This is a genomic window from Serratia sp. MMO-28 (genome assembly GCF_037199905.1).
In the GTDB taxonomy this organism is placed as follows: domain Bacteria; phylum Pseudomonadota; class Gammaproteobacteria; order Enterobacterales; family Enterobacteriaceae; genus Chania; species Chania oryzae.
In genome coordinates, this window is record NZ_JBBCVB010000040.1 from 19,269 (window position 1) to 40,866 (window position 21,598).

Annotated in this window: 23 protein-coding genes; 15 read left to right on the forward strand and 8 right to left on the reverse strand. The window is 49.1% G+C overall.

Going from position 1 to position 21,598, the window contains the following annotated elements; translation table 11 throughout:
* The first annotated feature begins 1 nt into the window (after position 1).
* Positions 2 to 454, forward strand: coding sequence for a RadC family protein (radC, locus tag WG891_RS24325; protein WP_160183392.1), 453 nt, complete (start codon positions 2 to 4; stop codon positions 452 to 454).
* A gap of 46 nt (positions 455 to 500) precedes the next feature.
* The gene (locus WG891_RS24330; RefSeq protein WP_337264834.1) at positions 501 to 1,430 is read left to right on the forward strand and encodes a tyrosine-type recombinase/integrase; all 930 of its coding nucleotides are present in this window, start codon (positions 501 to 503) and stop codon (positions 1,428 to 1,430) included.
* Here the strand turns inward: WG891_RS24330 and WG891_RS24335 are convergent.
* Complete coding sequence (locus WG891_RS24335; RefSeq protein ID WP_337264833.1) at positions 1,417 to 2,031, reverse strand: hypothetical protein; 615 nt, start codon at positions 2,029 to 2,031, stop codon at positions 1,417 to 1,419. The two genes, WG891_RS24330 and WG891_RS24335, sit on opposite strands and share 14 nt — an antisense overlap.
* Positions 2,032 to 2,255: 224 nt before the next feature.
* On the opposite strand from WG891_RS24335, the gene WG891_RS24340 reads away from it, so the two are divergent.
* The 5 genes from WG891_RS24340 (at position 2,256) to WG891_RS24360 (ending at position 7,043) form a co-directional block, all read left to right on the forward strand.
* Complete coding sequence (locus WG891_RS24340; RefSeq protein ID WP_001357429.1) at positions 2,256 to 2,453, forward strand: helix-turn-helix transcriptional regulator; 198 nt, start codon at positions 2,256 to 2,258, stop codon at positions 2,451 to 2,453.
* A 1-nt stretch (position 2,454) separates the two neighbouring features.
* Positions 2,455 to 2,901, forward strand: coding sequence for a hypothetical protein (locus tag WG891_RS24345; protein ID WP_337264832.1), 447 nt, complete (start codon positions 2,455 to 2,457; stop codon positions 2,899 to 2,901).
* A gap of 101 nt (positions 2,902 to 3,002) precedes the next feature.
* Positions 3,003 to 3,857 (forward strand): hypothetical protein, encoded by an 855-nt coding sequence (locus tag WG891_RS24350; RefSeq protein ID WP_337264831.1) that lies wholly within the window; start codon positions 3,003 to 3,005, stop codon positions 3,855 to 3,857.
* 575 nt (positions 3,858 to 4,432) lie between these two features.
* Positions 4,433 to 5,821: a hypothetical protein gene (locus tag WG891_RS24355; protein ID WP_337264830.1), complete on the forward strand. Its 1,389-nt coding sequence runs from the start codon at positions 4,433 to 4,435 to the stop codon at positions 5,819 to 5,821.
* 394 nt (positions 5,822 to 6,215) lie between these two features.
* Complete coding sequence (locus WG891_RS24360) at positions 6,216 to 7,043, forward strand: hypothetical protein (RefSeq protein WP_337264829.1); 828 nt, start codon at positions 6,216 to 6,218, stop codon at positions 7,041 to 7,043.
* A 226-nt stretch (positions 7,044 to 7,269) separates the two neighbouring features.
* Here the strand turns inward: WG891_RS24360 and WG891_RS24365 are convergent, their stop codons facing one another.
* The 3 genes from WG891_RS24365 to ychF form a co-directional block, all read right to left on the reverse strand.
* Positions 7,270 to 8,202: a hypothetical protein gene (locus tag WG891_RS24365; protein ID WP_337264828.1), complete on the reverse strand. Its 933-nt coding sequence runs from the start codon at positions 8,200 to 8,202 to the stop codon at positions 7,270 to 7,272.
* Positions 8,203 to 8,537: 335 nt separating this feature from the next.
* Positions 8,538 to 9,713: a tyrosine-type recombinase/integrase gene (locus tag WG891_RS24370; protein WP_337264827.1), complete on the reverse strand. Its 1,176-nt coding sequence runs from the start codon at positions 9,711 to 9,713 to the stop codon at positions 8,538 to 8,540.
* A gap of 214 nt (positions 9,714 to 9,927) precedes the next feature.
* Positions 9,928 to 11,019, reverse strand: coding sequence for a redox-regulated ATPase YchF (gene ychF, locus WG891_RS24375; protein ID WP_337264826.1), 1,092 nt, complete (start codon positions 11,017 to 11,019; stop codon positions 9,928 to 9,930).
* 811 nt (positions 11,020 to 11,830) lie between these two features.
* On the opposite strand from ychF, the gene WG891_RS24380 reads away from it, so the two are divergent.
* Complete coding sequence (locus WG891_RS24380) at positions 11,831 to 12,103, forward strand: hypothetical protein (RefSeq protein WP_337264825.1); 273 nt, start codon at positions 11,831 to 11,833, stop codon at positions 12,101 to 12,103.
* Here the strand turns inward: WG891_RS24380 and pth are convergent.
* Positions 12,087 to 12,677: an aminoacyl-tRNA hydrolase gene (gene pth / locus WG891_RS24385; protein WP_337264824.1), complete on the reverse strand. Its 591-nt coding sequence runs from the start codon at positions 12,675 to 12,677 to the stop codon at positions 12,087 to 12,089. The two genes, WG891_RS24380 and pth, sit on opposite strands and share 17 nt — an antisense overlap.
* Positions 12,678 to 12,979: 302 nt before the next feature.
* Between pth and ychH the strand changes: the two genes are divergently transcribed.
* Positions 12,980 to 13,258, forward strand: a complete 279-nt coding sequence (ychH, locus tag WG891_RS24390; RefSeq protein ID WP_076940349.1) for a stress-induced protein YchH — start codon at positions 12,980 to 12,982, stop codon at positions 13,256 to 13,258.
* 170 nt (positions 13,259 to 13,428) lie between these two features.
* Here the strand turns inward: ychH and prs are convergent, their stop codons facing one another.
* The 3 genes from prs to lolB all read right to left on the reverse strand — a co-directional run bounded on the left by prs (position 13,429) and on the right by lolB (position 16,036).
* The gene (gene prs / locus WG891_RS24395) at positions 13,429 to 14,376 is read right to left on the reverse strand and encodes a ribose-phosphate diphosphokinase (RefSeq protein ID WP_095996084.1); all 948 of its coding nucleotides are present in this window, start codon (positions 14,374 to 14,376) and stop codon (positions 13,429 to 13,431) included.
* 173 nt (positions 14,377 to 14,549) lie between these two features.
* Entirely contained in the window at positions 14,550 to 15,416 is an 867-nt protein-coding gene (gene ispE, locus WG891_RS24400; protein ID WP_156293594.1) for a 4-(cytidine 5'-diphospho)-2-C-methyl-D-erythritol kinase, read from the reverse strand.
* The gene (gene lolB / locus WG891_RS24405; protein WP_076940346.1) at positions 15,413 to 16,036 is read right to left on the reverse strand and encodes a lipoprotein insertase outer membrane protein LolB; all 624 of its coding nucleotides are present in this window, start codon (positions 16,034 to 16,036) and stop codon (positions 15,413 to 15,415) included. Before lolB ends, ispE begins: the two co-directional genes overlap by 4 nt.
* Positions 16,037 to 16,270: 234 nt before the next feature.
* Between lolB and hemA the strand changes: the two genes are divergently transcribed.
* From hemA to kdsA, 6 genes are read left to right on the forward strand one after another with little or no spacing between them, the layout of a single operon-like run.
* Positions 16,271 to 17,527: a glutamyl-tRNA reductase gene (hemA, locus tag WG891_RS24410; RefSeq protein WP_076940345.1), complete on the forward strand. Its 1,257-nt coding sequence runs from the start codon at positions 16,271 to 16,273 to the stop codon at positions 17,525 to 17,527.
* Positions 17,528 to 17,564: 37 nt separating this feature from the next.
* Entirely contained in the window at positions 17,565 to 18,650 is a 1,086-nt protein-coding gene (gene prfA / locus WG891_RS24415) for a peptide chain release factor 1 (RefSeq protein ID WP_076940344.1), read from the forward strand.
* Positions 18,650 to 19,483 carry a peptide chain release factor N(5)-glutamine methyltransferase gene (gene prmC / locus WG891_RS24420; protein ID WP_337264823.1) on the forward strand — a complete coding sequence of 278 codons (834 nt, stop codon included), beginning with the start codon at positions 18,650 to 18,652 and terminating at the stop codon, positions 19,481 to 19,483. Before prfA ends, prmC begins: the two co-directional genes overlap by 1 nt.
* 12 nt (positions 19,484 to 19,495) lie before the next feature.
* Positions 19,496 to 19,894, forward strand: a complete 399-nt coding sequence (locus WG891_RS24425) for a SirB2 family protein (protein ID WP_337264822.1) — start codon at positions 19,496 to 19,498, stop codon at positions 19,892 to 19,894.
* On the forward strand, positions 19,891 to 20,700 hold the full coding sequence (gene sirB1 / locus WG891_RS24430; RefSeq protein WP_076940341.1) for an invasion regulator SirB1: 810 nt from the start codon (positions 19,891 to 19,893) through the stop codon (positions 20,698 to 20,700). Before WG891_RS24425 ends, sirB1 begins: the two co-directional genes overlap by 4 nt.
* Before the next feature lie 26 nt (positions 20,701 to 20,726).
* Positions 20,727 to 21,581, forward strand: a complete 855-nt coding sequence (kdsA, locus tag WG891_RS24435) for a 3-deoxy-8-phosphooctulonate synthase (RefSeq protein WP_337264821.1) — start codon at positions 20,727 to 20,729, stop codon at positions 21,579 to 21,581.
* The last annotated feature ends 17 nt before the right edge of the window (positions 21,582 to 21,598 follow it).

Sequence of the window (21,598 nt, forward strand, 5' to 3'; positions counted from 1 at the left end):
CATGACCATGTTTACCCAGCGTGAAACCCGTATCCTTGACCAGGCGCGTGACATTATCAGCCGGTACTACCAGCGTGGCGTTCAGCTCTGTTCCCCTGATGATGTTCGGCGGTGCGTAATGGTTGAGCTGGCACCGCTTGAACATGAAGAGTTTGGCATCATCCTGCTCGATAATCAGAATCAGCTGCTGCACCGCGAAATCCTGTTCAAGGGTACGTTAAACTCGGTCAGCGTTCACCCCCGTGAAGTTATTAAGCGTGTACTGAAACATAACGCCGCTGCAGTCATCCTTGTCCACAACCACCCCAGCGGGGAGCCTGAACCCAGCCGGTGTGACATTCAGTTGACCAAAAAGCTTCAGGAGCTGCTGGAGATGCTGGATGTGCGGTTACTTGATCACTTTATCGTGGCAGGAACTGAAACGGTGTCGATGGCTGAGCGAGGACTGGTGTGATGCTGAAAGTTACTTGGTTTAATGTACGTTATTGCGGGTTAAGCACATGAAAAGGGCTGCGTTTCGTCAGGTCGTTCCGGTGGTGCAAACTACCGTGTTTGATGCGTATATTGGCGGTCTGGCACCATCGGGTCGGCGGGGTATCACCAGTCTGTTGAACCGCAGTGCCCGCATACTCAAACGTGGTGCGGATGCAGCAGATTATTCGTGGGAACAACTTAACTACGCCGCCGTAGCTAAAGTACGTGTGGCACTGCTGGATGACGGTTATGCCGTGTCGTCGGTGAACATGGCGTTGTCAGCACTGCGGGGCGTGGCGCAGACAGCCTTTAACCTCAACTGCATGGATGCTGAAACGCTGGCACGTATCCGATCAGTTAAGCGCGTAAGTGGCGATATCCAGCGTAGGGGAAGGGCGCTGGGCAAGCCGGAAATCAAGGCACTGATTAAGGCGGCAAAACAGCATCCTCAACCGGTACGGAGCTGTCGTGATACCGCCATAGTGCTGACGCTTTGTGGAACGGGCCTGCGGGCCGGGGAACTGGTCAGCCTTGAGCGCCGGGACTATGACAACGGCATCCTGACGGTGAGGCAAGGGAAGGGGCGTAAATATCGTGAAATTCACGTAGCGGATGCGGTGGACAAGGCCATCCGCGCATGGCTTAAAGTCAGCGCAAACGAAGCTGACAGCGCACTGTTCATCCGTATTAAGCGCAACGGGAAGACCGACACCCAACCTCTGACATCAACCGGGTTAACGGGTATCCTGGAGCAGTTACAGCAAACGTCAGGGATAGCGCGTTTCACTCCACATGATATGCGACGCACCTTCATTACCCGTTTACTGGAGCAGGGTGTAGATATCAACACTGTCCGCCAGCTGGCAGGGCACAGCGACATAACCACGACGACGCGCTATGACTGTCGTGGTGATACCATTAAGATCAGTGCCAGCAAACACATCAGGTGTTTTTAGCTGTTGAGACGTCTCCGGTAGCGATTGCAGTTTTATCTTCAGCACTCAACCGCGCGTATTTTTGATTCTGGACATTAATCAGTGCATTGATATTTTCAGGCTGAAGCATCCACGCAACATCTTCACGCGTCCATTGCTCATTGTCAGAAAAATGTTTAAATGACGGTTTCCCCGGCCCGCATTCATTAAGTTTTGCTGCCACCGATGTACATTTCTCACGATCTGACTCCCCCGTATGAAGCTTGTCAAAACGACCTTTTACAAGCTGGTAAACAGTGTAGATTTCCAGTGCCTTAGGGGACCTGGCCGGAACTATCATGGGATGCTCCTCCAGCCCATAAATCCCGTTTAGCTCTCCCTCATTGAGCAGATCATTAAACATGTGATTCACGCAGACACTCACCACATCCGCCGCTTTCTCTGCGTCGAATTTATCCGGGCTAAAACCCGCTCCCGTTAGTTTCCGGGCAATCAGTGCCAGTTTTTGCCGGGTATCCCGTCCGAGATAAAGCTTCTTCTCCAGAAATTCAAAGACCTCGTTACTGCTTTTCCGTTCCCGGTGGCATTTAGCGTCAGCCGTGTTGCTTTGGTTACCAATCACAGGTCACCTCCATGAGAGTGTTGTGTTCAAAATATCATCATTGAGCCTCAGTGGCCAATAGCCCTTGATGTGATCGTTTTGGTGCCAGAAATAGGTGTTCTCGAATGACATCCACATTAAAGATGCCCTTAAAGTGCTCAACGAAGGCATCGTTGAGTGAATCCTTGCGTTTTTTAGTGGTTGTAAATAACCCCGCTCCTGAAACAGCTCAAAGGAGCACAAGCATGAACACCAACCGTATTTTGCGTAAAAAAGAGGTTCTTCATCTGACGGGGATCTCGTCAGCGACGTTGTACCGACTCATCTCGAAAGGAGTCTTTCCTTTGTCAAAGAAACTAACGGGCGACAGTGGCCGGGCGGTGGGTTGGCTGGAGAGTGATATCAATAACTGGGTTAACAGTCGTATGCAGGCGGGAGAATAAAATGAAAGAGATAATAGCTAAAACAAGTTCTGCGAAAGAAATAGCAGTCCCCTGGTTTGAAACCATGGGGAAACAGGTTGGGTTATCGAAACGTGCTACCGCTGCTATATTAAGGGAACAACAGTTGCGGATATGTAAGCTTAACCGGGTATCTGCACGGATTTTGTCTGATGCCATCAAAAGAGGGGAGCACTGGTGGGAGGATGAGTGCAACATATACGGTAAAATAGCGTGTATTCTTGACAGGTGTAAATACATCCCATGTGGAAGTGGAGCCTGTGCGCAATGTAACGCTGCTAAACAATTACATTACCAGGGCGTTTCGGTGGGGAATAGTTTACCGGGTCATACGACGTTAAATTTAGATTATTTAAGGCCGACTGATGATGAATATTCATCTGGCTGGACTGCAAATGACTTAGTTGAACGGCATCAGGATGGTTTTTAATACTCAACAGGATATAGCAATTTTGCCTGAATAAAAACCGGACACATTACCCTGTTGCTTTACTCAGGTGGCAGGGTAATGAATACAACCAGGAATATTAAATGAACGAATCTTATTACTTCAGAACATCAGACCCGGATTACATTCGCCACGCACCGTCAAGGCTTGAGATTTTAAGTAAAGCATTCCCCACTATTATTACGCAGCAGGAAAGTGAGCATGAATTGCAGCATCTTATTCATTTACTAAATAAACTGAAAGGCAGCAATCGCTGCTATGACGTCATTGCCCAAAAACTCAGGCAGTGCAGAAACGGATCTCCATGCAACAGTCTTATATGCCCGCATTGCCAGCGGGAACGCATTCTGGCGCAACTGGCGATGTTGTCTGTCCCGCCGGGGAATTCAGCAGAATACGTGGGAGTGGTCCTGTTTTTCAACAAGGATACGCAAACTCCGCCGCCATGGAAGAACACCGATGCGCTCAGGGCGCAAATCGGTCGTTACAAGCAGAGGATAAGCCGGGTACTTAACCGCCTGGGGGGCGCCGGTCCGGCCATAGGCACCTTTAGTATGATGCGCCATATGCCTGATGGCCCAGAAGCGCGTATTTTCTGGGTTCCACAGTTGTGTTTGTTCCTACCCAATGACAGTACGTTGATTAAGGGGCTAAAAGCGCATATGTCGCGAAGTGGTGGGGCATTCATTGATTCGTCGACTGTCAACACGCCGGTGATCGGGCTCAGGTATAAAGACCCCGCAAGGCTGCTTTCATGCGCCCTGAATCCAGTCTGGCACAAAGCAGATTACACACTGACTGATAAAGACGCTCTTGTTAAGTCAAGAATGGAGCCACTGAAAGGCCGGACACTGTTAAAAAGCCTGCTTACCCTGGACTCACTCGGAACAGGTGTCGTTTCTTTTTCGTTTGGGCAACCCCCAGGGAAAGTGCACTGATTTACCGGTAATGCAGCAACTGCAATGCACTTCTGCTGTTGATTAAATTGCAGTGGAACGGCGAATAACACCGGCGACCACTGCAATATTGTTGTTGTAAAACTGCAGCGCTGGCCAGTGATTTTGATGGTGTTGATGCACTTTAAAATTCCAACTGTTCCGATTTTAACGTAACCGTATGTTTTCTTTAGGGTCTTACGGATGCCTCTGCGCACCCGATCCTTGCCATTAGCTGACGAGTTAGCGCATCTACGAGGGTTTTTTGCGTTTCTGCCAGTGAATATTCTACACACAATGGGGGAGCGGTCAGCGAGCACCATTGCCATTGAGCGCAACGGAGAGCTTGGGGACATGTAGCACTACGGAGGCCTCATCCCCTTCCACTGTTATAAAACGACACGGCGAACGAGCGCAGCGAGTGAGGGAAGGCGTCAGCCTGAACAGGGGGAAAGATTTGCGACCGGAGTGGAGCAAATCATGGGCGGAGCCCATCCTCGCGACTGTGGTTTTGACTTTCGAATTGCCCAGCGTTGAGTTTGGTTAATGTAGTGAGACGAGGATGCTGAGAGGGGACCGTGAGTACTGAAAAGGATTATCCAGTGAAGATCCCGAAGTGGGTTTATGACCGTATTACTGAAATAACGGATTATGTCATGGGGGATACGCAATGGGCGGTCACCCGACGACGTACATTGCGCCGGTTCTTGGCCCACATATGGCTGGAGGCAGACGATGATGGATGGACTATATGCACGGTCCGGGATATCCGGAGCTGTTATGCCAGTCTCCTGGGACAGTGTGAAATCAGCTATCAGGGGCTGTGTTATATATCCACCTTGGTCGATTTCCTGCCGACACTGTCGGATATTGAATTTCGTGCAGGGAAGGCGAGCAAAGACCTGGAAAAGCGTAGAGCCAGTGCATGGTGGTTCAATCCGCAGCAATCAGTGTCTGCTTTGGGCAAGTTAAATCTGGTTGACGTGGATACTGGTGAGTCTATCAATTTTCGAGATCTGCTTAAGGCGAACGGGAAAGCCCCTAGGCTTGCAATAGATGTTGAAAAACGCCAGACTGACCTAAAGCGAAGGGAGACGGCGTTCCTGGGAAAGGTTGCGCGGGGGCGCATGAGTATACAGTTTGTGAAGGAATTACGTAGTCGGGAGCCTGATTCCTATTACCGTGCAGGAATACGCAGCCTTAACCATCTCTACAATGGCAGGATTGAGGGACAATATATTACTTACGACCATCATTATCGTCTGACATTTGGAGGACGGTACTACGATGCCGCCTTTCAGAACCTGCCTAATGAGTTGAAAGCTAAGTTTCGTAGCGGCTTGCATAATTATGATATTGAAGCCTGTAATTTGGCCTGTCTGAACCATCTGTTTAGACAGTATGACGTCGAGTATCGTGTGAAATCATCGATATATAAAACCATGATGAAACATACCGGGCTGACCCGGAAACAGTGCAAACAGATGGTCCATACCACCACCTACAGAATTGGGCGTGTGACTATTGGTATTAATGATGGCCTTGGGGCAAAAGTGTATGAATGGTGCGGTAACAGCAGAAAAAAGGCGCTAAAGATTTTGCGCTGGTGGAACCGTTATATCAGTCCATTGAAATGTGCGCTTGAGTCATTGCTGGAACGTGTGCATGACACACACCGCAAGAACTGTTCATCACCGCGTAACTATCACAGGTACGCTAATGAAGTCGGATTAATGCTGGATCTGAATAGTGAGGAGTATCAGCGTGAAAAGACTCACCATCAGCAATATGCGCGGAATAAGGTCCTGCTGGCATTTATGATCTGTGGCGTGGAGCAGGCGTATATCCGTGAGGTGGTCAGTCTGAACCCTGGACGGGTCTGTATGCTCGATCATGATGGGGTTGTGACAACAGGCTCGCTTTTACTGCCGGAATGGGGTGGTTTCACGATGAAAGTGAAGGACTAGCTTACTTTCTTGAATTTAACTATCTGCGACCACTGATAAGGGAGTATTACGTTGTCAATCATAATGGGATATGCGCATTGGAGCACGATGTGCATATCCAGCAAGTGATCCACGTCCGCTTTGAGCGAGGAGCGGACATTATGCCTGAGAAATTATATCGAGTAACAGAAGTGAAATCGTTTATTGCGTGATGCTGTTAGAAAATGATTTAATCATAATTAATGATCCTTTACATTCATAGAAAATTATTGAGGGTTTAAATGAATTTTACCTCACAGATGATTAGCCTTGGTTTAAGTGCAAATTTGAATTCATTTTGGGCAATGCATTTTTGTGCTGTTTTTGAGTCTCTCTATCAACAGAAAAAATTGAATTTGGATTTCAACTTGAATATATGAATGAAGTTTTTCCCTCAATAGAAAATCTTATATCAAAATCTGGATCATCATTTTTTATTAAAATAAAAAGCAGTTTGCAAAATTTTGGCTTGCAAACTTTTTTAGCCCATTTCCTCCTTAGTAAAGAGGGTGAGCCAATAACGAAAATGATAATAAATGAGGTTTTGGCTGAGAGGAAAATGAATGTAGATTTAAAAAAATTTCAATATGGAGTTTTTGTTTCCGCTAAAGATTTTGCATCATCCGCTCAATTTATAACTAACCACAATCCAATATTAATTACCCATCCTGGTGTTAATTTTTCTGAGGCCGGGAAGTCTATTGCATATGCAGATATATGTATATTATTGAAAAGTGAGGAAGAAAGTATTGGCATATTAGGTGAAATTGAAGGGAATAGGGCTCATTTATTATATAGAGAATCATTCTGGAAGAGAAAAAATGGTGCTTATTTCTCATTCGGAATTGGCGTTCGTCAAAGAATTTATCACCACAATATGTTTCAGGAACCACCTAGTCTAACATATAAGTGGGAAAAAATAGGTGGGCAGAATTTTTTAATTATAGAAATGTCTAGTGATTATTATGTTGTAGGAGATTTTTACTCAGCGATAGGAACAATTGAAACTTTGTTTACCATGGGGAAAAATCAAAGGCTGGCTCTCAATTTTGAAGCGCAAAATATTGTCCGATTAATCAGGGGTTCTTGGGATGATAACATTTTGGATTTATTGACAAAATTACGTGAATTGATCGTTTATAGTGAAACAACATTAGGTACTAATCCATTAGGCGTAACATCCGCCCCTAAAATAATTATTTGATAAATTAACGGTAATATTCTTATGTTTGAAGTCGGTTATATTTACTTTGGTAACCCGTCACAACATTGGTTAACATGATATGATATTTGTAAATTCTGCTTTTGGCACAAGTCTGCCAGCAGACATCGACTGCCGGCTTCAAACGAATAGCGAGCGTCAGCAACTTTTCTAGGTGTTGCTGACGGCATAATTTCCACCACTGTGTCGCTAATACCCGAAGATAAAGTCAATCGTTACGTAATTTCTCAAGAAATTCTGCATTACTAAGAAGAATAAATTGTCGAATTCCGTATTTATCTCTTAACCAGCGTCCATGTTCTCCAAGAATTGCTAATGGCGAATTGCTGGTTTTATCAGCTTGAAAACCAAGATTCGAACTAATCTCAGTAATTTTTGCTGACAGAACTTCTAGTGAAAGCATAGAATCTGGTTCATTCACTGCAGTCGAAATGAGCTTAACAAAAAAGTCAGACAGTCTACTTGCATCTCTTTCAACAATGGAAGGAGAATGCCAGCTTATATCAGTCCCTGTTTCTGAATATGCATAATAATGATTGTGATCTAGAACCCTTTCATGTGGTGGAATAGAAATATGTTCTCGTAGAAAAGGTGTCGAACCAAAATAGCTAGTCCAATATCGCTGTTGAATTGAATGACCAATTCGATAATAAAAGGGGTCGAGTAAAAATCTGTCAGTTGATCGAAAAAGAGCTTGATGATAGCTATCTTTATCTAGCAGAAGAGGTGCAACATAGATTGCGCGTGACCAAGGTTGTCTCTCATAGCCTAGTAACACATTATGCTGTAGATCGCTTGCATTCTTAGCTTTTGGATGCAGTTGGAAAAACAGTGTTGGATCTTGGTCTAGTTGATATTCATTTCGAAACTTGCGAATCCCCTCAAGTGGACTTTTTCTTTTTCGAGTGGATATTGCTACATCATGTGTAGATTTTAATCCTGCTGATTTTTTAAATTGCATATAAATTGCTGTTGCACGATCATATAATTTATCTGCGCCTGTCTTTTGCTCATTAATATCTAAAAGCCTAAACGCAGTTTCTTCTTGCGGGGTACACCAACCGAAGAAGGCAGCGACATCTGCTTCAATTTGCTTCTCAGATAGATTACCTTTTATATAGTACTTTGGTGATGCGGACATTAAGCCTCCTTTTTGACATGTACATTAAAATGTGCAATATTTTATATATCAAGGGAACATGAAGTATAAAACGACATGTCCCTTAAAAGATAGTTCAGTAAAATATCGCCTTATGATTCATGATTTATTATTAACTTAATTTGTAAGTTTTGAAAAGTACAAAGCATGTGTTAATAATTAAGCGTTTTTTATTAATGCGAAGCTCTATGATATAAAAATACTTTTGATAAGCAAATTTTTAGGATGATTTTTTCATAAAATACGTCAGCTACTGGTACAAAAGTGGACCCTGAGGAATGAGTTCTATCCTCGTGGTTCACTAAGTGCAATAAGTTCTACTCGAATTCTGCTACCCATTTGCCCAACATATCAGCCCATTCCTGCATCATCACTTTACGCTCATCAAGATACGTCGCATGGTTGTACGTACGGCGAACGTTGTTGGTATCAGCGTGCGCAAGCTGAGCTTCAATAGCATCAGGTCTATAGCCCATTTCGTTTAAACGCGTACTTCCTGTAGTTCTGGTAGCATGGGGGCTATAAATGCCACTCCAGCCTAGGCTTTTAAGTAGCTGGCGCAGCGAGTGCGATGTCATTGGACCTTTCGGATTATCTCTGCCCGGGAAAAGGTTCTGCCGATGCCCGGTTAATCCCTGTAGTGTTCTGAGCATTTTGACAGCCTGGGAGGGAAGGGGAATAACGTGTTCTCTGCTGGCTTTCATTCGCGTTGACGGAATAGTCCACAGTGCGTTATCGAGATCGAATTCTGTCCATTCTGCCTCAGTTACTTCGGCTGGTCGCGCCAGCGTCCACCACATAAGCCACATGCAATAGTTAACCTGGTACGAGCCGCGACTGTTGTCAAAACAGCTTAATAGTTTCCCGATTTGCTGCGGATTCAATGCCTGTTTGTGCTGCGTTTTGTTTGCCGGAATCGCCTTACGCACCGGCCAGACAGGATCGCTATCTGCTCTAAGTGTCGCTACTGCCAACTCGAAAACTGACGAAATGGTTCGACGGGCTTCAGCGGCAACGGTCGGTGCTCCTCGTTTAGCAGTTTCTTGAAGAATTTTAAGAATGTGGTGTGGGGTGATCTCCCTGACTGGGAGCTTACCGATTGCGGGAAAAACCACTCGTTCAAGCATATCCAGTCGCCGCGTTTTGGTGATTTCGGCCCAGTCTTTCATCTGCAACCACTCTTTGGCGATCAGCTCAAAGGTGTTGGATGCGTCATTGACCTTGCGGATCTTATCTAGCTGACGAGCCTGTGTCGGACTAACTCCATCTGCGACTTGCTTACGCGCTTGCTCGCATTTCTCGCGAGCTTCTGCAAGTTTGACCGTCGGGTATTCACCCAATGCAAACATGCTGGATTTACCGTTGAGTTTAAACCGATAGCGCCATGCCTTTTTGCCATTGGGTTTCACTTCGAGGTAGAGACCATTGAAATCATTGAGTCGATGGAGTTTTTCTTTCGGCTTAGCAGTGCGGCATTGCGTATCAGTGAGCATAGCGAGTCCTTGTCTATTTCTTATACCGCTATTGTACTCACCTAAAATGAAGATGAAAACTGATTGTACTCATGTCTGTACTCATTTTTGACTGCGCTGTTATGAGATGAGTTGAGACATTATGAAAAGAAAAATCCACGCAAGCGCGTGGATTTTATGGGGTTTTCCAGTCTTCATGCGATTCACTGAGATCGCATGAGACAACAGAAGTGAATTAGACGTTGAACAGGAAGTTCATCACATCACCGTCTTTAACGATGTAATCTTTACCTTCTGAACGCATTTTGCCCGCTTCTTTGGCACCTTGTTCACCCTTGTAGGTGATAAAGTCTTCAAAAGAGATCGTCTGCGCGCGGATAAAGCCTTTCTCGAAATCGGTGTGGATCTTGCCTGCAGCCTGCGGTGCCGTTGCGCCAACGGGAATGGTCCAGGCACGTACTTCTTTCACACCCGCGGTGAAGTAGGTTTGCAGATTCAGTAATTCATAACCTGCGCGGATCACCCGGTTCAAACCTGGCTCTTCCAACCCCAACTCGGCCATAAATTCAGCACGGTCTTCATCGTCCAATTCGGCGATATCGGATTCCACCGCCGCACAAACCGCTACCACGACCGAACCTTCTGCGGCCGCGATCTCACGCACTTTATCCAGGTATGGGTTATTCTCGAAACCGTCTTCATTGACGTTAGCAATGTACATAGTGGGTTTCAGCGTCAGGAAGCTCAGGTAGCGGATAGCGGCTTTATCTTCAGCCGTCAGATCCAGAGCGCGTAGCATGCCAGCGTTTTCCAACTGCGGCAGGCACTTCTCCAAGGCTGCCAACTCGGCTTTGGCATCTTTATCGCCGCCTTTGGCTTTCTTCTGCACACGATGGATTGCGCGTTCACAAGTATCAAGGTCAGAGAGCGCCAATTCAGTATTGATCACCTCAATATCGTCGGCAGGATCAACTTTGTTATTCACATGGATGATGTTGTCGTTTTCGAAACAACGCACCACATGGCCGATAGCCTCGGTTTCACGGATGTTGGTCAGGAACTGGTTACCAAGGCCTTCACCTTTGGAGGCTCCTTTTACCAAACCTGCAATGTCAACGAACTCCATGGTGGTTGGCAGAATGCGTTGAGGTTTGACGATTTCAGCCAACTGATCCAGACGCGAATCAGGCATCGGCACCACACCCGTATTAGGCTCAATGGTACAGAACGGGAAGTTGGCTGCTTCAATACCCGCTTTGGTCAACGCATTGAACAGTGTGGATTTGCCAACGTTAGGCAGACCGACGATACCGCATTTGAATCCCATGTTTATATCACCTTAAATATCTTAACTATCAACAGGTTAGATTAAATCTGCTGCATAAATGGCAAAATTATCCCACTATTATACACGTAATGAGCGGTTATCTCGATCTGACAGTTCTCTTGTGTACTACTCGAGTGATGCAGACAAGGATTCTGCCGTGCTTGAAACCAGCAATAGGGATCTTGTTAAAATTTATGACATAGTGACTATTATTGTTTCATTTAAAATGAATGTTCCAATCCAGGATTTCGTTTCATCATTCCTAGGTCACAGCGTGTTAATACCAATCAATGCTCATTTGCTCAGATTATTCTGTAATAGAAAGCTAAAAAGTAACATTGTCAGGTCTTCAATAATTGTGGTTACCAATAGCTATCAGCCAGTATTGGCTCTATTTTATTATTATAAAAGAAGAAGATGATTTTTTGCGCGGTGATAAATTAAACAGCGGCTATAGAGAACTCTGCCGAACCGTGAGGATGGAGTGAGATGCCGCTATCTACAAGGCTATTCGTTGACTGAATGGCTTAAGTGATACAGTTTAGCTCTCTGTTTTATTAAGAATTATCTTGATTTTAAAACGGTTGAAATTAACTTTATGCCCGATTAGCTTATACTTTAATCAATGGTAAGTGATTATCTTATTTTAATTAAGATATTTCCCAATTTAATTAGAGATTTCCTAACTGGGTTTGATTAGGTAATTTAATGACTATAAATTTAAGCGTTAGTATTGTTGATATAATCTTTTTCGGATAATATTCACCCATTATTTTTTGATATATTTATATCTAAGGGAGAGACTTATTCCATGAATGGAATCTATGCATTTCTGGCACCGATACTCTTATTGCTTTCAGTGGTATCGTTTATTATCCACTTTCGCAACGAGCGCAAAAAGACCTTGATTGAGCGGCCGTTTCATGCAGCAAAGCAGGAAACGAAAGAGGTTGCTGTCACGGCACAAAACAATGGGCAGGCGGCCGCTCAGCCATGCTGTACCCATACGTTTTGCCGTTTTTGTCCGATAGCCAAGCGAGTAAAAAAAACGCCGCTTGGCCCAACTGTCAGTGATTTGCCTTAAAGGCGTGCAAACGGTTCATCGCTTTTGTTATGCCTTCTTGCAACAAAATCTCCGTACATCGCAATGACTCATCGATAGCATCATCAATCAGCGTTTGTTCTGCAGCAGGTGGTTTGCCAAGCACGAATCCAACGACTCTGTTTTTGTCGCCGGGATGGCCGATGCCAATGCGTAGGCGATAAAAGTTTGGTGTATTGCCCAGTTTGCTTTGAATATCTTTCAGGCCATTGTGACCGCCATTGCTGCCACCCAGCTTGAGTTTTGCCACGCCAGGTGGCAGATCCAGCTCATCGTGTGCGACCAGAATCTCTTCCGGTTGGATACGATAAAATGTGGCAATGGCGGCGACGGCTTTTCCGCTGAGGTTCATAAAGGTGGTGGGGACCAGCAGCCGGACGTCATTCCCCGCCAAATTCAGGCGAGCGGTGTAGCCAAAGAACTTGCTCTCTTCTTTTAACGGTTGGTTGTGGCGCTGAGCCAGTAAATCTACATACCAGGCACCAGCATTGTGTCGCGTCTGGGCATATTCTGCGCCCGGGTTCGCCAGGCCAACAATCAGTTTGATACTGCTCACGGGGAATTCACTATGGTCGATATAATGGAAAGGACAATAGTTTACCTGTCTGCGTATGTAATGACAAAAATCCTGGCCATCTAGTGGGTGTTATTAGGTTGAAAATGAATAATACATTAGAGAAATCATTCAATTTGTTAGCTAATTTTTAGCGTGGCGTTAAGATTTGTCAGTGTTTATTTGCCATTTGTGACCATTGGCGCAATACCCTTTCTCTAAGCATGCCTATACTTAACTTATCGAAGCGGGTTAACCGTTTGTGTGTTATCCCAAGTGAGTAGATAACGCGGTGGAGGTGGCATATGAAACGTAAAAACGCTGGCTTAATGGGCAACGTTTTAATGGGACTGGGGATGGTAGTGATGGTTGTAGGGGTCGGATACTCCATTCTGGCTGAAGTGTCACAACTCAATCTGCCACAGTTCTTTGCTCATGGTGCGGTTATGAGTATTTTCATCGGTGCGCTTCTATGGCTGGCTGGAGCGCGTATTGGCGGGCGTGAAGAGGTTGCCGATCGTTATTGGTGGGTAAAACATTTCGATAAACGCTGTAAGAACAACGAGCATCGCTCATCACATTGATCAAACTTATTAAAGTAAACAAGCAGCAAGCATAAAGGAGAGCGAACGCTCATGTTGCATAACAAGTAAAAAACCCGTTGTTGCCGAGCGCTTCAACGGGTTTTTTGTTTTCTACCATGCTTAACAGTGGATGTGGCGCAGTAGTTAAGTTAACTGCGCCAGATCGCAGATTAATGCTCGAACATGGCAGAGATTGACTCTTCGTTACTGATGCGGCGGATGGCTTCAGCCAGCATGCCGGACAGTGTCAGAGTACGTACGTTTTTCAGCGCTTTGATTTCTGCTGACAACGGAATGGTGTCGCAGACGATCACTTCATCAATCACCGAGTGCTTGATGTTTTCCACGGCATTACCAGAGAAGATAGGGTGCGTTGCGTAGGCAAATACGCGTTTGGCACCGCGTTCTTTCAACGCTTCAGCCGCTTTACACAAAGTACCACCGGTATCAATCATATCGTCTACCAGCACACAGTCACGGCCTGCCACATCACCGATGATATGCATCACTTGAGAAACGTTTGCGCGTGGGCGACGTTTATCAATGATAGCCATATCGGTATCGTTCAGCAGTTTGGCTATGGCACGGGCGCGCACAACACCACCGATATCAGGGGAAACCACAATCGGGTTCACCAGATTCTGTTGCAACATATCTTCCAGCAGGATCGGGCTACCGAATACGTTATCTACCGGAACATCGAAGAAGCCTTGGATCTGTTCAGCATGCAGATCCACTGTCAGTACGCGGTCAACCCCTACACTGGAGAGGAAATCAGCAACAACTTTGGCCGTGATTGGCACGCGCGCAGAACGCACACGGCGATCCTGGCGAGCATAACCGAAGTAAGGGATAACAGCAGTAATACGACCTGCGGAGGCGCGACGCAGGGCATCGACCATAACAACCAGTTCCATCAGGTTGTCGTTAGTCGGTGCACAGGTGGACTGGATGATGAAAATATCACCGCCGCGTACGTTTTCGTTGATTTGCACGCTCACTTCGCCGTCGCTAAAACGACCTACAGCGGCGTCACCAAGGCTGGTGTACAAACGGTTGGCAATACGTTGTGCTAGTTCCGGGGTGGCGTTACCAGCAAAAAGCTTCATATCAGGCACGAGAAGAACCTCAGGCTTGCGTCCAGAGAAGATATTGTCATACGGCCTTCACCAAGGGGCAGTTGGCGACGCCGACGCAATAACCATACGGGTATGTAAAACTAAATTGAACCGCAGGCAGCGCAGAGATGGCAGGGTTTAGTGTGAATAACTCTGCACAGCGAAACGTTGAGCTACGACTCAGACTGCCCTGAACGGATGCGATGTAGTGGCGAGACGTTAACGCCACGCGCTACAAATCCACGCAACCAGGCCGGGGCTTTATTTAACACCTGAAGGGCGGCGGGCTCGGAGTCGAATTCTGCAAACACACAAGCACCTGTGCCGGTCAGGCGTGACGGCGCGTATTGTAACAGCCATGAAAGAAGCTGTTCAACCTCGCGAAAACGTTTTCTTGCAATCGGTTCACAATCATTGGCGTAAGGAGCCTGCAACAGAGCATTCAGCGGGCGAACCGGGGTATTTCGTTTTAATTCTGGGTCAGCAAAAATAACCGGTGTGGGGATGCTGACGCCAGGGTGCGCGACCAAATACCACTTTTCTGCCGGATCGGCCGGTTGCAGCTGCTCGCCGATGCCTTCAGCAAAGGCCGCATGCCCGCGTACAAACACCGGAACGTCGGCCCCGAGAGCCAGCCCCAACGCCGCCAGTTGCTCGTCGCTTAAGCCGCATTGCCACAGCTCGTTCAGCGCGATCAGCACCGTGGCGGCGTTGGATGAACCGCCGCCCAGCCCACCGCCCATCGGCAGGCGTTTCTCAATGCGGATATCTGCACCGCGCGGCGGGGTGTCGATCGCGTGAGCCGTGCAGTAGTGTTGCAGCAGGCGGGCCGCACGCACGATCAGATTCTGCTCGTCCGGCACGCCAGCGATCGGCGTCAGCAAATGGATGCTGTCGTCCTGACGCGGTTCAATGGTCAAGGTGTCGCCGTAATCCAGGAACTGGAACAGGGTTTGCAACTGGTGGTAGCCGTCAGCGCGACGGCCAGTGATATAGAGGAACAGATTTAGCTTTGCGGGAGAGGGCCACTGACGAATCATTTAAGCGTCCAATTATCCATTTTCAGCTTGATGCGTTGATCGCCTTGCTGCAGTTCGAGACGGCTTGGCAACGGCGGTTGCTGGTCGGTATTGTAATCCTGGTAAGTGACCACCCAGGTGAGATCGCCCTGCGGATAAGTCAGCTTGCTCAGGCGATACCGATCGTCGAGGGTGAAATCGGTGGCTTCTCCCGGCAGGCCCAGCATCCATTGGCGCAGGTTGTTCAGCGGAATAGCCATCCCGGTCAGCTTACGGATCATCTCTTCCGCGTCGTTGCTGACGTAGCGTTTACCCTGGCTATCGCTCAGTTGCACCACTTCCTTCTGCACATTGAGTTCCAGTTCAGTACTGCCCAGTGGGTTGGTCAACAACAGGCGGTAGCGATCGGGCGAATATTGTTGCCAGAAGAAGCGGGCATAAACCTTTTTCTGATCGGACAGATAGGCGAAAGCGCCGCGGGTCTGATACTGGCTGAGCTGCTGCACGGCCTGTTCATGGGCACGCCACTGCGGGGAAGTCGGACTGGTTGCCGGGCCGCTGGGCTTGGTGAGGGTACAGGCGGTCAGCAGCAGGCTGGCCAATGGGAGCAGGCGAAGCAAATTAACGTTGCGGATAGGCATAACTTTTTATTGTCCTTTTGTCCTTACGGGCACGTGCGGCGAAACCTTTGACTTGCTGCCAACGCTAACGGGGGAGCCCCCCGGCACCGATAATGTTACTCAACATCGTGCCTCAAGGAAATAACTATACCAGCGATTGGGGGGAAGATGCGGTTGTTACTTTTATTGGTGTCGCGCATCAAGTAGAATGCCAGACAACGAGAACCCGTACCAATAGAAGTATTACTCGAAGCAATGACCCTGCTTGCGTTAGGTATTAATCACAAAACCGCACCGGTTTCTCTGCGAGAAAGGGTAACCTTCTCCCCAGAGTCGATCGAACAAGCGCTAAACAGCCTGCTCCAACAACCGTTGGTGCAGGGCGGTGTTGTGTTGTCTACCTGTAACCGCACCGAGCTGTATCTCAGCGTGGAACAACAGGAACATTTGCGCGAACAGTTGGTTAACTGGTTATGTGATTATCATCATCTGCGCCCGGAAGACGTTGCCAAAAGCCTGTATTGGCATCAGGGTAATGACGCGGTCAGCCATCTGATGCGCGTTGCCAGCGGGCTGGATTCGCTGGTGCTGGGTGAACCGCAAATCCTGGGGCAGGTCAAAAAAGCCTTTGCCGAATCACAACGCGGCCAGTCTCTGTCTGGTGAGCTTGAACGCCTGTTCCAAAAAACCTTCTCCGTTGCCAAACGCGTCCGTACCGAAACCGACATCGGTGCCAGTGCCGTTTCTGTGGCCTTTGCCGCCTGCACCTTGGCGCGCCAGATCTTCGAATCCTTGGCTGAACTGAACGTGTTGCTGGTGGGCGCAGGGGAAACCATCGAACTGGTGGCGCGTCATCTGCGTGAACATCAGGTCAAACACATGATGATCGCCAACCGCACCCGTGAACGCGCTCAGTTACTGGCCCAAGAAGTGGGCGCGGAAGTGATCACGCTGCCGGAGATCGACGAACGCCTGGCCGATGCGGACATCATTATCAGCTCTACCGCCAGCCCGCTGCCGATCATTGGCAAGGGGATGGTGGAGCGTGCGCTGAAAGCGCGCCGCAACCAGCCGATGCTGCTGGTGGATATTGCAGTACCTCGTGATATCGAACCGGAAGTCGGCAAGCTGGCGAACGCCTATCTGTACAGCGTGGACGATCTGCACGCCATCATTCAGAACAACCTGGCGCAGCGTCAGGCGGCCGCCGTGCAGGCTGAGTCGATCGTTCAGCAGGAAAGTATCAACTTTATGGCCTGGTTGCGCTCGCAGGGCGCGACAGAAACCATTCGTGATTATCGCTCACAGGCCGAGCAGATCCGCATGGAAATGGAATCAAAAGCGCTGGCTGCCATTGCGCAGGGTGCTAATGTGGAGCAGGTTATTCAGGAACTGGCTCACAAACTGACCAATCGTCTTATTCATGCCCCTACCAAATCCCTCCAACAGGCCGCCAGCGACGGCGACATGGAGCGGTTGCAAATTTTACGCGACAGCCTCGGGCTGGATTAGCTTAGTTCTCTCTTATTAACAGGGTTTAAAACCACGCATGAAGCCTTCTATTGTTGCCAAACTGGAAGCGTTACAAGAGCGCCATGAAGAAGTACAGGCGTTGCTCGGCGATGCCGGGGTTATTGCCGATCAGGATCGGTTTCGCGCCTTGTCGCGCGAATACGCACAGTTGACCGATGTCAGCCGCTGTTTTTTGGAATGGCGTCAGGTGCAGGAGGATATCGCGACGGCAGAAATGATGCTGGACGATGCTGAAATGCGCGAAATGGCGCAGGAAGAGCTGAAGCAGGCCAAAGCGGTGACGGAAGAGCTGGAGCAGCAGTTGCAGGTATTGCTGCTGCCGAAAGATCCTGACGATGAGCGTGGCTGCTTCCTGGAAGTCCGTGCCGGTACCGGTGGCGACGAAGCGGCGATTTTCGCGGGCGATCTGTTCCGTATGTACAGCCGTTACGCGGAAATGCGCCGCTGGCGTGTGGAGATCATGAGTGCCAACGAAGGTGAACACGGTGGCTATAAAGAAGTGATCGCCAAAGTTTCCGGTGACGGGGTTTATGGCCAGTTGAAGTTTGAATCGGGTGGGCATCGCGTGCAACGCGTGCCGGAAACCGAGTCGCAGGGCCGGATTCATACCTCTGCCTGCACCGTGGCGGTGATGCCAGAAATACCCGAGGCCGAACTGCCAGAGATTAACCCCAGTGAACTGCGTATCGATACCTTCCGTTCATCCGGTGCCGGTGGCCAGCACGTTAATACCACCGATTCGGCGATCCGCATTACTCACTTGCCGACCGGTATTGTGGTGGAGTGTCAGGACGAACGTTCACAGCACAAGAACAAAGCCAAGGCGATGTCGGTGCTTGGGGCGCGCATTCGTGCTGCCGAAGTGGCGAAGCGCCAGCAGGCAGAAGCCTCGACGCGCCGCAACCTGCTGGGCACTGGCGATCGTTCCGATCGCAACCGCACCTACAATTTCCCACAGGGGCGTGTGACCGATCACCGCATCAACCTGACGCTTTACCGCCTGGATGAAGTGATGGAAGGCAAATTAGATATGCTGATTCAGCCGATCGTGCAGGAGTATCAGGCCGATCAGCTGGCGGCACTGTCGGCAGAACCTGAGTAATGGACTATCAAACCTGGCTGAAAACCGCGGTTGCGCGCCTGGCAGAGAGTGAAAGCGCCAGGCGTGATGCGGAAATCCTGTTGGGTTTTGTTACCGGCCGTGCCCGCACGTTTTTGATGGCGTTTGGCGAAACCCTGCTGACGCCACCGCAAAGCGAGCAATTAGCTACGCTGCTGGCCCGCCGTGAACGCGGTGAACCGGTGGCATATCTGGTTGGGGAACGGGAGTTCTGGTCGCTACCGCTCTCGGTTTCGCCTGCAACCCTGATCCCACGGCCAGACACCGAATGCCTGGTGGAACTGGCTCTGCAGCGTTTGCCCGCCGAACCCTGTGCGATCCTCGATCTCGGCACCGGTACGGGGGCGATCGCGTTGGCGTTGGCCAGCGAACGCCCAGACTGCCAGATAACCGGGGTGGATTTGCAGCCTGATGCCGTCGCGTTGGCGCGGCATAATGCGCAAAAACTGGCGATAAACAATGCTGATTTCAGGCAGGGCAGTTGGTTTGCGCCAGTTGCCGGGCGGCAGTTTGCGCTCATCGCCAGTAACCCACCCTATATTGACGCCGCCGATCCCCATCTGGCACAGGGCGATGTGCGATTTGAACCGAGTAGCGCGCTGGTTGCCGCCCAGCACGGGCTGGCCGATTTGGCGGCGATCGTGCAGCAGGCACCTGAGCACTTGCAGCCACAGGGCTGGCTCTTGCTGGAACATGGCTGGCAGCAGGGGGAAAGCGTGCGTGCGTTGTTAAAGGAAGCAGGATTTATGGCTATTGAAACCTGCCGCGATTATGGCGGTAACGATCGTGTGACTCTAGGCCAAAAACCACAATAATAAGGAAGCACTATGGCAGCTTACATGGCGTTAAAGCACCTGCATCTGTTGACGGTAGCTATCAGTATCATCTTGTTTGTGCTGCGATTCTTCTGGAAATGGCGCGACTCGGCGATGATGCAGAAGCGTTGGGTAAAGATAACCCCGCATATCAACGATACGCTGTTGTTCCTTACCGGGATTGCATTGGTGGTAATGCTAAAATTTTACCCCCTGTTGAGCATGGACTCGTGGCTGACCGAGAAGCTGTTTGGCGTTATTATCTATATCCTGCTTGGCTACATCGCATTGGGCAAGAAGACCAAGAGCTGGAATCTGCGCACGTTGGCGTTTGTTCTGGCTCTGGGCTGTTTGTACCTGATCGTTAAACTTGCCACGACGAAAATACCGTTTCTGATGGGATACCTATGAGTAGCATTGCTGATTTCGAATTTAACTCCTCACCTTTGAGTGACGGTGTGATCCTGGTGTCACAGGCCATCCGGCGAGATTTTCCTGCGGCTGACGTGGCGCGCAGGCTGCAGCAACTGGCTGATGAAGCACGAGCGGCCATCCCGGACGATCTCAATCAGGAACAGCAACTGGATGCGCTTATTGAACTGTTCTTTAAAACCTGGGGTTTTGGCGGTGCCAGAGGGGTTTATCGCCTGTCCGATGCCATCTGGTTGGATAAGGTACTGGAAGCACGGCAGGGCACCCCGGTGTCATTAGGAACGATTTTTCTGTATATCGCGCAGCAAATAGATTTGCCGCTGATGCCGGTGATTTTCCCCACGCAGCTCATTCTGCGGGCCGACTGGCTGGATGAAGAAATGTGGTTAATCAACCCGCTGAACGGTGAAACGCTGAACGAGCACCAGTTGGAAGTGTGGCTCAAAGGCAACCTGGGGCTGGGGGCGGAGCTGGAAGATGACGACCTGGATGAGTCAGAACACGTTCTGGTGGTGCGCAAAATGCTGGACACGCTGAAGGCGGCCCTGATGGAAGAGAAGCAGATGGAGTTGGCACTGCGTGCCAGTGAGGCCGTGCTGAGCTTTGATCCGGACGACCCTTATGAGATCCGCGATCGTGGGCTGATTTACGCGCAGTTAGAGTGCAACCATATCGCGATCTCCGATCTTAACTATTTTGTTGAGCAGTGCCCTGAAGATCCGGTCAGTGAAGTGATTAAAATCCAGATCCACGCGATCGAACTCAAGCAGGTTACGCTGCACTAATTCATTCCGAAATATAAGGCGCAAGCATGAAACAGAAAGTAATTAGCATTGGTGACATCAAGGTAGCGAACGACCTGCCGTTTGTGCTGTTTGGCGGTATGAACGTGCTCGAATCACGCGATTTGGCGATGCGCATCTGCGAACACTACGTCACCGTGACGCAAAAGCTGGGCATTCCTTACGTTTTCAAAGCGTCGTTTGATAAAGCCAACCGCTCTTCCATCCACTCCTATCGTGGCCCCGGTCTGGAAGAGGGGATGAAAATTTTCCAGGAAATCAAAAGCACCTTCGGGGTGAAAGTGATCACCGATGTGCATGAAGTTGCGCAGGCGCAGCCAGTTGCCGAAGTGGTTGATGTGATTCAGTTGCCTGCCTTCCTGGCGCGCCAGACCGATCTGGTGGAAGCCATGGCAAAAACCGGCGCGGTGATTAACGTCAAGAAACCCCAGTTCGTCAGCCCTGGTCAGATGGGCAATATCGTTGATAAATTCAAAGAGGGCGGCAACGATCAGGTGATCCTGTGCGATCGCGGCAGCAACTTCGGTTACGACAACCTGGTGGTCGACATGCTGGGCATCAATGTGATGAAGAACGTGACCGGTGGCCATCCGGTGATCTTTGATGTCACCCATGCGTTGCAAACCCGCGATCCGTTCGGTGCTGCATCTGGTGGCCGTCGCGCGCAGGTGACTGAGCTGGCACGTGCCGGTATGGCGGTCGGTTTGGCAGGGCTGTTTATTGAAGCTCACCCGGAGCCAAACAGCGCCAAGTGTGACGGCCCGTCTGCGTTACCGCTGGATAAGCTGGAGCCGTTCCTGGTGCAGATGAAAGCCATCGACGATCTGGTGAAGAGTTTCCCAGAGCTGGATACCAGCAATTAAGTTGATGGTTGTTGCGC